Here is a 13,575-nt window from a genome sequence, read left to right as displayed (position 1 = left end):
AAAAATGGATTTCCACCAAGCCATATGAAATTGGGTGGTGATGCTTTTTCGACAAAAAATTGAAAGGTATGGATTACTCTTTCTTTAAATTTTACGTCGAGTGCCTGAGAGAGCGTTAAATCGAACATATAAACTATTTTTAATTCCAATCCAATTTGCAAAAGAATTTCCAGCGAAAAATTGTTTTATCCGTTCAAATAATTCATTGATTAAAAAAATCGTTCATTTTATTCAGCCCGGTGTTTATACTGGATTCAAGCGGATTATTCGGGTTATTGATTTTCACTTCTGTACCATATGATTTTCCATATTATCACCATATTAGCGAAATCAAATGTGTGAATATGAAAAACCCCGGAAATGAAGACGGCTCCGATTCTGAGCACATTAATGCTCTGGAAGCCATAAAAGCAATTGCATTTCGTGAAATACATGAGAAAGTTATCCATTCAGAAGAAAGGGGGGCCGAACAATGGATTATCAACTCCTACCATTTTGAAATGGGCGGAGATTACGATGATACTGAGGAAAATAAACTAATCTTTATCCGGGATCACTATAGCTCCTTTTCCAGATACCTGGACTATTGGGCAAAGAAGAATGGGAGGTATTAACCAGATCATTTTTATTTTTGCTAAAGAAAAAATGCCTGAATAATCATTTGATTAACAAATTGAATTATCCAGGCATTTAGGGATTGGGATGAATTAAGTTCTATTGCAACACAAATGTCATTACAATAGAAGGATCGTCAACGCTTGCCATTTTACCGTACACCACTGCACCATCAATATAATAGTCAAAAGTGACACGATTGGCTAGCATAAAGTCGTGTAGCTTTGCAATCATTTTACCTGCATAACCTTCTGAAGGCGCAGACAAAAGCGTAAATTTATACACCCCTTGATTGTCTACGGTATAATTGTAGGTCGAGGCAGTCACCCAGGTGTTCACTCCTGCGCTTTGACTGGTATGCGCATTAATCGTTAACCTTTTATTTACTACACTCCAAACGAAGTTGATTCGGCCATAATTAAAGTTGTAAGGATTAATCGGACTAGGTGCCAGGTTATTATGGAAATAGTTTAATATATCGGTTCCAGTGGCTGAAGTACCCGGATATATGGTCTTAAATTCAGAAAGCATTCCGATATACTTGCTACCCCATAATTGATTAAGAGGAATTAAAGGAGCGATAGAATTTTTAACTGCATATTCCTTTCCTGAAGCATCAACTGCCACTAAAGAGGTCGCATCCTTCCATCTAAGTTTAACAAACGTTATCCCTTGAAAAACCAGCCCGTTATTGAGAATAGAGATACCATCCAGGGTAAAACTAAATTTCTCCGTGTTGGATGTAATCTTTCCATCCGCAGAAGCCCCCGTCATGTCAATTCGTTTACCGATGTCGAGGTTATTCGTCATATTAGGCGTGACACTGACCTTTTGAGCTGTAGCGCCAGACCCCAGCTCGATGTATGGATTCTGATTTACACTGAAAAAGCTTTTAAATTTGTCGATAGCCGTTTTATAACCACCAGCTTCATAGACCGCCTTTTGGGCTGCAGTAGCTTTTACCAGTTTAAATGGCTGACGATATTTTTTTCCGATAAAAATGATGCTATCTGCTGTAGATCGATCGTAAATAAATTCTACGTCGCTGCTAAAACCTACTTTACCTGCTCCTCCCAATACACTGTCATCAGGATCGTTTAGCATAGAAATATAGGTATAGGTATCAAAAACCAAGTCCGTTCCCATGTCTTGTTTAACCCGGAAATAAGACTTTTTAACTTCTGCAGCGCTTTGATCGGTCATATCACCGTACATCACCACATTCTGATCATTATCAAAATTCACGTAGAAACCATAACCTCCGCCCACACCTGTTGGTAAAGACGCGATCCAGCCGTTTTTGTTAGATGTTAACACATCTAACACCATTGCAATCTGCTCTCCTGCCCTCTCCTGCGGCAACTTATCAAATTTAGCTACGTATGATGATTTTTTGCAACTTATCAGTACAGACAAGAGTGCAATAAAAACTAATATTCTTTTCATTTTGTCTTCAGTTAATTTAAAGCTAATGGTCCATAGAAATAGTTTGCCGGACTACCCTTAACAGAAAAACCAGCATATTTCATGTAATTATCGGCATCAACAGTTACTGGTATCCAATCTGCAATAAACACCTGGTTACTCAGGTAATCCAGCAAGGGCTGTACAGCAGGTTTGAGTAAACTCGCATTACCTACCCATGGGTGACCAGTTCCTTCAGGTGTACCAGTTGTAAATTTAACTTCCCCTGTGGCCTGATTAACTGCCATATCGTAAGCATAATTCGCCAGAAAAGTATTTGTTCCCTGACTAAAATTAACCTCCACGTTCATCTTTGTTGCCGAGCTAAAATTGATTTTTATAAAATTCAGCTTAAAGCCATAACCATTCATACCACTGATCCCTGTTTTTACCGCGTTGTAAACCTGTAAAAAAGCAGCAGAGTTGCCATACTTGATCGAAGATGCAGACTCCGGATTTAGCGTCATTGAGGAATATATTTTTTCATTCAGCCAAAAAGGAAATTTGGATTCGTTTAAATTCAGCTTATTCCTCATATACATTTGCATCTCCTTCTGTAATTCTTTGAAATTGATACCCAGGCTACTGAAATAATTGATCACATTTTGCTCTTTCAGGATCAATCTTCTTTTTCCTGCTGCTGATGCTGTATTGGCCCAGTTGTCATACCATGCCTGCCCATTGATCAATAACCAGCTGATTGATTCTGCATAATCCTCGGTATATACCCCACTCGCATAACTGGTTACAAAACCATTTTTATGGGCAGAATCAATCGGGGTATCCTTATAAGGCTGTTTATAATAACCTTTGGAAATGCTTTCAAAATCTGTAGGAATAGGAATAATCTGGTTCAGAATATGTCCAAACTCATGATGCATAATCCTTTGTCTGTCCCAGAAGTAAAAGGCACCTCCGGGAAGCGGAGCATAATCATTTAACCCATATAATGTGATTCTCCGGCCGGCAGCAGCAGTCCCCGCTACTCCGGGATCATTGGAATCAGCATAAGAGTAGGAACCAAACAAGACGAATTCTTTAGGAATGTATTTTTTAGAAAATGTTTCCCCTGCAATTTTTCTGTATGGGGCGATGAAGCCTTCCAGCACCGCTTCCATTGTCGGTTGAATATCCTCCAGGTTATTTGGCGTAACATTAGCTGTATTTCCGTGATAATACCTGTTATACCGGTACACTACATCGATGTTATAGGCATCTAAAAAGTTCTTTCTCAACCATTGGTCGAGCGCAGTATTGGTTTCCGGATGATCTGCGTTAAAACTACTGTAATCAACATCAAGTTTTTCCGCTTTCCGGCAGGACGTTATCGCAGTAACCAGCGCTGCAAAAATTAAAAATCTATATATATTTTTCATAATATTAAATCTATCTCGGGTTTAATTCTATACCAGACAATTTAACCTCTTTCGGTAATTGAAAAATTCTTCGTTTATCACCATGTTTAAGCTCAGAAAAGGTTTCCAGACCAGTGGCATCGAAGTTATTATGCACTACTGTAAGTTTCCGGCGAATGATATCAAACCACCTCATTCCTTCCTGTAAAAATTCCGCCTTTTTGGCATCCAATACGGTTCTGATCAGCCCTTGTTTAGGATCTGAAATCCCATAAAAGCTATTAATTTTCTCCAGTGTTACCGCATCATTAATCGGGTTATAGTTATCCGTTCTGACGCTATAAAAGTCATTGATATCTTTCAGTGCCAGATCGTTTTGTCCCAATTCCGCGTAAGCTTCGGCCCTGTTCATCAGGGTTTCATCCACGGTTAATGAGGCTGTGGTGAGATAAGGAAAACCTATCCCGGGTCCGGTATTGAAGAAATACCCTTTATGCTTATAGGTAGTGTATTGAGGCACCCCATAAGACACCACCCTGTTGCCTAAAATTTTACCCGTTACATTAGGGGTCGTAAACATTTTAACCAGTTTGGCGCCATATCCATGTCTGGGTCCCCACTGATAATGATAGGTAGAATAGGTATTTGACAACAACAGGTTGTATTTTTGCGCACTGGAATTAAACGCAGCATTAAATTCCTCTCCTGTCATGTCTTTCAAGGCAGTGGTAATCAGACGCAGGTTACTCGCAAAGTCATTACCAGGTACCGTTAGCGTAGCATGATCGATCACTTTTTGCCATTCTCCTTTAAATAAGTAAAAACGGGAAGCGAAAGCATGAGCCGCAGCTGGTGTAAAATGAAATTTTGGTGCTTTATAGACAGAGCCGGAAGAAAGTAATTTCAAACCTTCTTCCAGGTCTTTTTCTATTTGTTCATAGGTAGATTTCACAGTACCTCTGCTGTATTGTACAATAACTTTGGTCTCCGGAGCTGTAATGTAAGGAACTCCCGGAGCGTCATTTGCAGCGCCCTGTTCATAGGGAGTTGCAAACAGAATCGTCAACATAAAATGAGCATAAGCTCTGGCTACCAATGCTTCTCCTTTATAGGGCAATACTGAAGGTCCCAGGTTTTCTTTTTCTATTGCTTCCAAAGCCTGATTTGCAGCTGCAATTGCTTCATAACATCCATTCCAATAGCTGGAAGTAGAGTTCGTTCCTGTTCCGATCACGTCTATCCATGCATACGGCAGGTCAAACATTTCATCGGTGCTTCCTATCCCTACTCCTTTATCTTCGGTATTATCAGAAGCAGCTTCAGCAAAGGTTAAATAATCAGCGCTAGGATAAGCTGTAGCCACGAGCTGAGCTACCTTTTCGACGGAATTGATTTCCGTCCTGTTGTCCGGAGCTTCGTCTAAATATTTCTTACAGGATAGTAAAGAAAGGATTGGAACTGCTCCTAAAAGTATAAATGATATTCTATTTAATTTCATGATCTATTCTGATTAAAATCCAACTTTTAATGATAAGGTATACTGCTTGGCAACAGGCATCGCCACACCGCCAGACGCATAGAATTCCGGGTCTTGTCCATTCAGACGTTTATCCGCATAAAGCAGCCAGATGTTATTACCAACCAGGGATAATTGTGCATTTGACATTTTTAGCTTAGAATAGATGCTTTTAGGAATGCTATAAGTAAGCGATAATTGTCTCAACTTAATGTAATCCCCCTTTACCACTCTTTCTGTTGAATAATTGTATACGTTATAAGGATATCTGATATCTACCGTAGAACCATCAGAGCCCACTATTTTAGCTGCTGAAAGCGGGTCTAATATTGCCGGAATACTGGTATAATTCTCGTCTCCTGGCATTACCCATCTGTTCAATACATCCCTGCTTAGTGCAGTTAAATCATTATATGCACTTTGAACAGTTGGTTTTAAGCGAAGGAAATTTCCTGCAGAAAAACCAAACAGCGCAGAGATGCCAAAACCTTTATAAGAAAACTGATTGTAAAATCCGCCTGCAAAAGTAGGATCAACAGGTCCCTCATATTTTAGAAAGGACAGGTCATCATCCTGCAAACCGATATAGGTAGTCGCTTTACCATCCGGCCCAACAAAAGTCGGATATCCGTAATCATGATTTAATCCTGCAAATTGTACAGAAAACAAACTTCTTTGAGAGTAACCTTCAACCGGAGCACCATTAGCAGATATCGATCTCCAGACATTCGGAGCAACCTCCAACCTGGTTACTTTATTGGTATTGTATCCGAAATTTAAATTGGTTCTCCATTTAAAATCCTGATGGTCTATTACTTTACCACTGATTGCGAACTCAATCCCGCTTGCTTTCATTCCTCCATAATTGGCAATTTTCTCATACTGACCGCCAACTCCTGAAGTCCTGATCCCACCAATTAAGTCGTAAATATTTCTTTTATAAAAGTCGACAGTTAAATTTAAGCGGTCGCCAAGCATGGCTACATCCAAACCAATGTTAAAATCCTTGGTTTTCTCCCAGGTAAGCTGTGAATTCTCTAAGCTGGAAATGAAAGTCAATACTTCCTGATCAATAATATTGGGTCTTCTGGCAATCTGATTATAAAATACCGCCGATGAGTTGGTCGCATTTCCTATACTGGCAACCAAACCATAAGAAGCCCTTAATTTCGCGGCACTGACGATGTCATTTTTAGGCCAGAAACTTTCTTCATCTATATTCCAGCTACCGGAAAGGTTCCAGGTAGGCAACCATCTGGCCACCGTACTTTTCCCCATTAAGTTTGAGCCATCCAGTCGGGCGGAAAATTTTAAAGTATATTTCTCTTTAAATGTGTAGGAAGCATTAGAAAAATAGGCAATGTAACGATCAAGGCCATAGCCCATCCCGAAGTAGGGTTTTCCTGTTTCTGCAGCTTGTTTAAAATAGTAATAATTGGAACTTACCAGCCCCCCATTCTCAAACTGATAACCTGCTCCGTCAAAGTATTCATTTTGTCTGTCCGCATACCGAACTTCCATTGCACCAAAAACATTTAAGTTATGGTCTTTATTAAACGTCTTGTTGAATTGCAGATTTTGTCTGAAATAGTAGCTTTTTAAATTATCTCCTGTAATCTTATAAAAACCACCATCAGGTAATACGCTTAATCTTAAACTATTTGGGAAATCCGGATCCAGGTATAAATTTGGGTTCTGCTCAGCCGAGGTGGCATCATCAATCGTTCTGAATGAGGTAGCCATATTGGAATTTTTCAGAATAGAAATCTGGCTTTCAGTTTTTGTGAACCGGTAGGAACCATCCAGCGAGTAAGTCAGGCTGGGAAGTATTTTATAATTTATTCCTCCCTGCACCTTAAAGTCGATCATCCCCAATTTTAAATAATTTGTGTTTAACTCGTTGAGGACATTAAACGGGGCACTGTTTTGCCTGAAATATTCCAGATCACCATTTTCATCATAAGGGGTGATTAAGCGGCTGGTAGATAATGCATAGTTATATGGATTGATGTCAAAACCTCTATAGTAAGTACCATAAACAGGATCGGATTGCAGCACCGTTGTTCCCGGGGCCCGCTGATTACGTACCGAACCACTGGCCAGCAACTCCCCGCTAAATTTGTCGCTCAGCTTAAAATTGGCGCGATAATTTCCTGTAAAACGATCTACACTGTTACCGATGGTTTGTCCGTTATCACGAAGGAAGGAGGTGGAAGCATAAGTCTGAAATTTCTCCGTACCCGAATTGATGCTCACCGAATGGTCCTGCTGCAAAGAATTTTTAAACAGCACATCAAACCAATCTGTATTTGCATTGGCATATCTAGATAAGAATGCAATTTTACTGGCATTATCATTTCTCAGTGCCCAGGTTTTTGTGGTCTCGTTATAATCATAGAGCATGTTATACATTTTATAAAAGATCCCTCCGGAATTACCCCTGGATGCACCTGGTATCTGATAATGTCCTTTATTCTGCATCTCGATCATAACCGCCATCTGATCTGCAGAATTCAGCACATCAAAATCAGTATAGCTGGGTTTGGCATAAGTGGTATAGTTTCCACTATAGCTAATTTTAGGAGTACCCTGCGTTTGCCGGCCTTTTTTTGTAGTCACGACAATGACACCATTCATGGCCCTTGCACCATACATACCTGTCGCAGCGGCATCTTTCAGAATATTAAAACTTTCAATATCATCAGGGTTCAAACCTGCCACAGAAGAGCCGATCAATGTATTTGCATCACCTGTGGTTAAAGCCTCATTCGAAATGTTGACAACATCTTCCAGAATGATACCATCTATTACCCATAACGGTTTATTATCACCCGAAAAAGAAGTAGCCCCCCTTACACGGATTTTTGGCGCTGCACCGAAAGTCCCGGAGACATTTTGTACGGTAACCCCGGCAACCTGGCCTTCCAGCATACGACTGATGTCAGGGACACCGCTACGTTCTGCATCAACTGCTTTCACCAGGGCAGAGGAACCGGTAAAGGTTTTCTTCTCCAGCGTTTGGTAACCTGTAGAAATCGTTACTTCTTTTAGCTGCGCTACATCCTCCTTCATCCGGACGTTGAGTGTAGTTCTGCCGGCAAGCGTGATTTCCTGAGTTTTGAATCCTAAAAATGAAAAAACAAGGGTTGCAGATTCATCGACTTTCAACTGATACTCTCCGTTTCCATTGGTTGTAGTAGTGGGTTTTCCTCCTTTTTCTTTCACTACTACTCCCGGAATAGGTTGTCCGGCATCATCCGTTACCCGTCCCTTGACTTCAACTACTGCAAAATAGTCTGTAATCTTTTCCAGTATAGACTTTTCTTTGGCCTTTATGACCACGGTTTTATCCATGATTTCATAAGAAAAGGGCTGGTTTTTAAAGCATAAATTTAAAGCCTCGATTAAAGTGCCGTTTATGATTTCAACATTTACTTTACTGGCTTTTTCAAGAAGACGTTCATTGTAAAAGAATTCATAGCCACTTTGTTTTCCCAGATCGGCAAAGATTTGGGGAAGGGCTGTATTTTTCTTCCTGAGATTAATCGTTTGGGCTGTCCCCGCAGCACTTACCTGCATCAGTACGGAGAATAAAAGAGCGAAGGTTAACTTCATAATTCGCCAAATGAGATTACCCCCCTGCCGTTTTTTGGACAGCAGGGTGTAATGAATAATATTATTCATATTTTTGTTTTGGTTGGGTTTTTACTAAACTGTTTTACTCGAATTGTTAAAGGGTCTACCCAATCATTTCAGAGCTCCGATCGCCATCGGGGCTTCTGTTTTTATATAAGGGTAGCCCTGTTGCGGTTAGGGGCCGACGTCTCTGTAGATTTTTTCCATTTAGTTGGTTTGGTTAGGTTTAAAATTGGGTTTGTTGTTTTTATTTTTAGTCAATAGTCATTTTACGTCCTTCTAATTTAAATTTCACATCACTCAGTTGCAGTACTTTAATAAACATGCCCAAGCTAGCCGTTCTGGACACTTTACCCGTAAAACGATCGGCTGGGATGCTGCTTTCATAAGTGATTTTCAAGTCATACCATTTGGCCGCTTCGTTTAAGACTTCAGGCAAGCTGGCACTCTTAAAATAGAACCAGCCCTCTTTCCAGGCAATTGCCTGGTCCATATCTGCAGAAAGCACCTCAATTCTGCCTGATTTTTGCACCGCTTGTTCGCCAGGCTTAAGTAGCACACCTGTCTCGGTGAGCTGGAGGCCATCTGCACCGTTTACGGAACTCAGCGGATAAACCATAACTGAACCTTCCAGCAATGTGGTTCTTATTGCGGTATAGTTACTGTTGATGTTAAAATGTGTTCCCAGTACTTCTACTTTCTGCGTATTATTTTGAACTATAAATGGTCTGGATTTATCTTTTGCGACTTCAAAATAGGCTTCCCCGCTGAGCTTTACGATCCTCTGCCCTTTGGCAGGGAATGAAGACGGAAAACTAAGGGAAGAGGCTGCATTAAGCCATACTTTAGTTCCATCCGGCATCACCAGCTGATATTGCCGGCCAACAGGTGTACTCACAGTGAGGTTACCGATCTGAGTATCATCTCCAGCGTTGGTCCCCCCGGATTTTCCAGGGGCCAGGTCTGGCGCTACTGCAGTACCATCGCTATAGGTCAGTGCAGCGATATTTATTACGATTCCTGCTTTTGCGGCATCCAGGCTGATCACTTTTCCATCTGCCAGTTTTAAGGTAGTAGCCTGTTTAGCAGGCCGGATCGTATTGGCATAAGAGATGACACGATCTTTTTCCGATTGATGGCCCAGGGTGTATAACCCGATACCAATTCCAATTAATATAGCTGCAGCAGCGGCAATTCTTGGCCAAAGCCGTTTTTTTAACACCAGAGGTTTCTGCCCCTTTGCTGCATTAGCAGCGGTAATATCTGTAAATAAAGCGTTTACCCATATTTGCTGAGCTTCAGCGTCCATACGTTCAAAACTGGTTTCCGCAGAACCATGTTCAGCAAACCATTCATTCACCCTTGCCTCCTCTTCTGGAGTACATTGATGGTTATAATACCGGGTTAAAAGTTCTGATATGCTTTTTCTTGTCATACGTTACCAGGAATGGCTCATTTCCTATCCTTCATAACGGTAGTAGTTTCAGCACACAAGAAGTACCGAAGAAATATTAAAATATTTTGAATGTATTTAAAACAGGCAAAAAAAGAAAGCCGAGAGGGACTTCCTGAGGTGGTTCAAAGCAATACTAATCTGATTTTTTACCGTTTGATCAGAGAGGTTTAGTTCCTCTGCAATTTCCTTAATGCTTTTATGTTCATCCCTGCTGGATTGGTAAATGTATCTTGTTTTTTGGGGTAACTGATCCAGCTTTGAACGGACATTAGTGCGGAGCTCTTTTGCGTTTAATTCTTCTTCTAGAGAGTGATAAGCCGGGGATAGTGTTCTTAACTTTTCAGCGTAACTTTCCCTGACGATGTTCTTTCTGATTTTGTTGATGATTTTATATTTGGCAATACCGAAAAGGTAGGATTTTAAACTTTCCTGAATTTCAAGGGTTGATCTTTCGTCCCATAAACCAGTAAACAAGTCATGAATAACATCTCTTGCATCTTCCAGGGTATATAATTTAGACTCCGCAAAGCGGATCAATACACGTACATAACGACTGTAGATTTCAGAAAAGGCTTTCTGGTCGTGTGCACTATCTTTTAGCAAAGAAATCAGTTCGAGATCAGAAAATGTATTGTAATTAGCCATTACTTTAAAATATCAATACTTTTTAAATGCTGTGATGATCTTTTCAACTCACAAAATAGCTTTTTTAAGCTCATGATCCTTTTTTTTTATCAAGTTTTTTCCGGTTTACATTTTAACAAGGTAGTAAATCTGAATTTACCGCATTTAATCACATGAAATGATCGTTACCATGCTAAAAATTCTTAGTCCCAGGTACAATCTGGTGGAACAGTTGCCCTAGAACCCACAAAAAAACCAGAACCGGTATTAACAGATCTGATCCTTTCATTTTGGAAAAGAAGTAAAATTGTTAACTTTAAGTATGAACCCTAAAGTTGATTTTTATTTTAATAAAGAAAAAAAATGGCAGGAAGCAGTGGAACAATTGCGACTGATCGTTCTGGATTGTGGGCTTACCGAAGAATTGAAATGGGGTTCCCCTTGTTACTTGTTTCAGAAAAGCAATATTGTTTTAATACATGTATTTAAAGAATATTGCGCGCTTTTGTTTTTCAAAGGCGCCTTATTAAGTGATACAGATGGCATTCTAGTTCAACAATCCGAGAATACACAGTCCTCGCGCCAGATCCGTTTTACCAATGCGCTGGAAATAGTAGAAATGAAAACGATCTTAAAGGCCTATATTTATCAAGCTATAGAAGTGGAAAAGGCGGGCTTGAAAGTAGATTTTAAAACGACTGCAGAATTCGCCGTTCCTGAAGAATTTCAAAGTAAGCTGGATCATATCCCTGCCTTGAAAACTGCTTTTGAAGGATTGACCCCAGGGCGGCAAAAAGGATACCTGCTTCATTTTTCCGGAGCTAAACAATCCAAAACCAGGGAATCAAGGGTGGAGAAATATATGCCAAAAATCCTCAGCGGAAAAGGCCTGGATGATTAGTCTCCTCTGCTGTTTTATTTTAAAAATTCACAATCTGTCCGGTTTCCGATAAAAATTCATCCGCTCTATTCCGAAAATGAGAGGCGTAAGATTGGAATTTAACCATTCCTTTATCCGTTTGGATTAAGATATCAATTCCAATATTTTTTCCATTCTTCAGGTTAGTGATCACCTCTGTTTTCAAGGGGCTAATCACCTGATATCTTTTATTAAAGACTCCGAAGAGGTATCCAATCGTCATAGATTTTTCCCTGGGATCCAATGCAATCCGCTTTAACCCTACTGCCAAAAAAAATATCGAGAGACAGGCCCAGGCCGGCGCCAGCATTCGTAGGTAATCATTAAATACAACCGGTGTAGCAATACGGTAGTTAAACAGTTCCCGAACGCTAAAAACAAGAATGGCAGTGCCCAAAAGGCACATTATGGTATTGATATCGTTAAAACTATAACGGTTATTTTTCTGCCTGTAATGTTTCATTCTATTTACTATTTTAAAAAATTCATCAAGAGTGGTAATGTTTCCTTTTCAAATACATCCGCATGTTGCTGTATATCAGTTGTCAGTTTTGGAGGAAATGAAATTTTGATCGGGTTTCCATATTTATCTTTTTTCAAAATCACGCCAAACCAATCTCCATAGGCTACTGAGCTTACCCGCTGAATGGTTAAGATCTCCGCTTTGGGGATCATTTTTTTAAAACGGAAATTTTTGATGATCATGACCTCTGCATTAAAGTCAAAGATGATTACCCGGGTGCATTTTAAAAGCGAAAAAACCAGGCCAATCAGGCTTACCGGAATAAAAATGCCAAACACTTTAAGGATGTCTTTGTCTAAAAAAGTAAGTAAACTCCCGGTAAACAGAAACACCCATAAAACCAGTACCAGTTTATCGGTCCATTGAAATGTTTTTATGGTCATGGTACGCGACATTATCTGTTGTTTTTCTTTTTTACGGGCAGCGGTGGAACAGGTACCGCTGTTGATGGCATTGGTGCTGGCTGCTCCTCTTTTTCTTTATATTTTTGAAAGCCATCATAGTGATACGATTTTTCGGCTCCCTCCCCACAAACGGTAAAAAAAATACTCGAAGCAGTTATCTCATTTTTTGCCATATCACTGCTGTCCATTCTCTGTGGCTGTAGCCTAACATATTTACGCAGGTAACGGTTGTCATTATACTGGTTTTGGCGATAGTACTCCTCATTCTCCGAAGCCAGCTTGCTGGTGTATTGATCAGATACTTTATTGTACAGATAGCTATTGTCCGGTTCAGGAAAGGACTGATAATGTTTGTTTGCAAAGACGACATCTTTATTCTTTTTCGAGAGGTCATATTCGGCTTTCATTTGTAACACTTCCTGCCATTGTTTTTGATTTTTATCCGCTCTTTGCTTTACAATGCCCTGTTCGCTGGAAAAGGCAGATAATTTAAGTGTCACCCCCTTTTCATTTCCGGAAATTACAGCACCAAAGTTCTTATAATCCTGATCAGGCTCATTATAGATCAGGATAAAATCATTATCACCTTTATTTATCAGATAGGACCAGGTATTCCTGACCTGCTCCCCCGAGCTTTCTTTCAAAATATTGTATAGGGTAATCCTTCCAGGTGTATTTTGAGTTTTGTACACAAATGGCGCGTCGAAGCAGTTGGCATCTTTATTAAACACCCTTTTTATACTGTCCTTCCCAATTTTCACAAAGTTTTCTCCACCTCGTTCAAAACCCAGAAAATTCATCCTCGTACTGTCGCCTATACCTTTGTTCCGACAAGCATATATGGTAAACAGTTCCTGCTTATCGGGATAGAAAAGCACATTGTCTTTTTCAAAACCATAACTACCAAAAATGGCTGTAGCATAGCCGTACATTAAAAATGTGCCATCATCAAAAAGGCAAACTCCTTCAGTACTGCGACCATATTGACCACTTAGCTCCTTATAACGTGGGTCTTTGTTCTTTTGCTGAGCAAATCCTGATGTCATTAAAAACAAGGTTATAC

General features: G+C 40.0%; 11 protein-coding genes. 2 read left to right on the top strand and 9 right to left on the bottom strand.

Annotated elements, in window-relative coordinates; all coding sequences use genetic code 11:
* Positions 1–344 precede the first annotated feature (344 nt).
* Positions 345–614 (top strand): hypothetical protein, encoded by a 270-nt coding sequence (locus BFS30_RS15215; RefSeq protein WP_069380074.1) that lies wholly within the window; start codon positions 345–347, stop codon positions 612–614.
* 100 nt (positions 615–714) lie between these two features.
* Here the strand turns inward: BFS30_RS15215 and BFS30_RS15210 are convergent, their stop codons facing one another.
* From BFS30_RS15210 to BFS30_RS15180, 6 genes are all read right to left on the bottom strand, one after another.
* Positions 715–2,061 (bottom strand): DUF4302 domain-containing protein, encoded by a 1,347-nt coding sequence (locus BFS30_RS15210; protein WP_069380073.1) that lies wholly within the window; start codon positions 2,059–2,061, stop codon positions 715–717.
* A gap of 11 nt (positions 2,062–2,072) precedes the next feature.
* Positions 2,073–3,455, bottom strand: a complete 1,383-nt coding sequence (locus BFS30_RS15205; RefSeq protein WP_069380072.1) for a substrate import-associated zinc metallohydrolase lipoprotein — start codon at positions 3,453–3,455, stop codon at positions 2,073–2,075.
* Between the two features lie 10 nt (positions 3,456–3,465).
* Entirely contained in the window at positions 3,466–4,932 is a 1,467-nt protein-coding gene (locus BFS30_RS15200) for a RagB/SusD family nutrient uptake outer membrane protein (RefSeq protein WP_069380071.1), read from the bottom strand.
* Between the two features lie 12 nt (positions 4,933–4,944).
* A complete protein-coding gene (locus tag BFS30_RS15195; RefSeq protein ID WP_167353147.1) occupies positions 4,945–8,565 on the bottom strand; it encodes a SusC/RagA family TonB-linked outer membrane protein in 3,621 nt (1,206 codons plus the stop codon).
* 274 nt (positions 8,566–8,839) lie between these two features.
* The gene (locus BFS30_RS15185; protein ID WP_069380068.1) at positions 8,840–10,021 is read right to left on the bottom strand and encodes a FecR family protein; all 1,182 of its coding nucleotides are present in this window, start codon (positions 10,019–10,021) and stop codon (positions 8,840–8,842) included.
* A 96-nt stretch (positions 10,022–10,117) separates the two neighbouring features.
* On the bottom strand, positions 10,118–10,687 hold the full coding sequence (locus tag BFS30_RS15180; protein ID WP_069380067.1) for an RNA polymerase sigma-70 factor: 570 nt from the start codon (positions 10,685–10,687) through the stop codon (positions 10,118–10,120).
* Between the two features lie 301 nt (positions 10,688–10,988).
* Here BFS30_RS15180 and BFS30_RS15175 point away from each other — a divergent pair, with 301 nt between their 5' ends.
* The gene (locus BFS30_RS15175) at positions 10,989–11,567 is read left to right on the top strand and encodes a YdeI/OmpD-associated family protein (RefSeq protein ID WP_069380066.1); all 579 of its coding nucleotides are present in this window, start codon (positions 10,989–10,991) and stop codon (positions 11,565–11,567) included.
* A 19-nt stretch (positions 11,568–11,586) separates the two neighbouring features.
* Here BFS30_RS15175 and BFS30_RS15170 read toward each other — a convergent pair whose 3' ends face one another.
* Genes BFS30_RS15170 through BFS30_RS15160 form a run of 3 tightly spaced genes read right to left on the bottom strand, consistent with a single transcriptional unit; the run spans position 11,587 to position 13,558 of the window.
* Positions 11,587–12,048, bottom strand: coding sequence for a hypothetical protein (locus tag BFS30_RS15170; protein ID WP_069380065.1), 462 nt, complete (start codon positions 12,046–12,048; stop codon positions 11,587–11,589).
* An 8-nt stretch (positions 12,049–12,056) separates the two neighbouring features.
* Entirely contained in the window at positions 12,057–12,503 is a 447-nt protein-coding gene (locus BFS30_RS15165) for a hypothetical protein (protein ID WP_069380064.1), read from the bottom strand.
* Positions 12,503–13,558 (bottom strand): hypothetical protein, encoded by a 1,056-nt coding sequence (locus BFS30_RS15160; RefSeq protein ID WP_083252062.1) that lies wholly within the window; start codon positions 13,556–13,558, stop codon positions 12,503–12,505. The genes BFS30_RS15165 and BFS30_RS15160 overlap by 1 nt, the downstream gene beginning before the upstream one ends.
* Positions 13,559–13,575: the final 17 nt, after the last annotated feature.

This window comes from Pedobacter steynii (assembly GCF_001721645.1).
In the GTDB taxonomy this organism is placed as follows: Bacteria; Bacteroidota; Bacteroidia; order Sphingobacteriales; family Sphingobacteriaceae; genus Pedobacter; species Pedobacter steynii_A.
Note: the sequence above shows the minus strand (reverse complement) of the source record. Positions and strands in the feature narration are given on the sequence as shown.

Excerpts from the sequence above, each read along its gene's own strand:
- BFS30_RS15215 (WP_069380074.1), top strand. The coding sequence starts at position 345 with ATGAAAAACCCCGGAAATGAAGACGGCTCCGATTCTGAGCACATTAAT.
- BFS30_RS15210 (WP_069380073.1), bottom strand. The coding sequence starts at position 2,061 with ATGAAAAGAATATTAGTTTTTATTGCACTCTTGTCTGTACTGATAAGT.
- BFS30_RS15205 (WP_069380072.1), bottom strand. The coding sequence starts at position 3,455 with ATGAAAAATATATATAGATTTTTAATTTTTGCAGCGCTGGTTACTGCG.
- BFS30_RS15200 (WP_069380071.1), bottom strand. The coding sequence starts at position 4,932 with ATGAAATTAAATAGAATATCATTTATACTTTTAGGAGCAGTTCCAATC.
- BFS30_RS15195 (WP_167353147.1), bottom strand. The coding sequence starts at position 8,565 with ATGAAGTTAACCTTCGCTCTTTTATTCTCCGTACTGATGCAGGTAAGT.
- BFS30_RS15185 (WP_069380068.1), bottom strand. The coding sequence starts at position 10,021 with ATGACAAGAAAAAGCATATCAGAACTTTTAACCCGGTATTATAACCAT.
- BFS30_RS15180 (WP_069380067.1), bottom strand. The coding sequence starts at position 10,687 with ATGGCTAATTACAATACATTTTCTGATCTCGAACTGATTTCTTTGCTA.
- BFS30_RS15175 (WP_069380066.1), top strand. The coding sequence starts at position 10,989 with ATGAACCCTAAAGTTGATTTTTATTTTAATAAAGAAAAAAAATGGCAG.
- BFS30_RS15170 (WP_069380065.1), bottom strand. The coding sequence starts at position 12,048 with ATGAAACATTACAGGCAGAAAAATAACCGTTATAGTTTTAACGATATC.
- BFS30_RS15165 (WP_069380064.1), bottom strand. The coding sequence starts at position 12,503 with ATGTCGCGTACCATGACCATAAAAACATTTCAATGGACCGATAAACTG.
- BFS30_RS15160 (WP_083252062.1), bottom strand. The coding sequence starts at position 13,558 with ATGACATCAGGATTTGCTCAGCAAAAGAACAAAGACCCACGTTATAAG.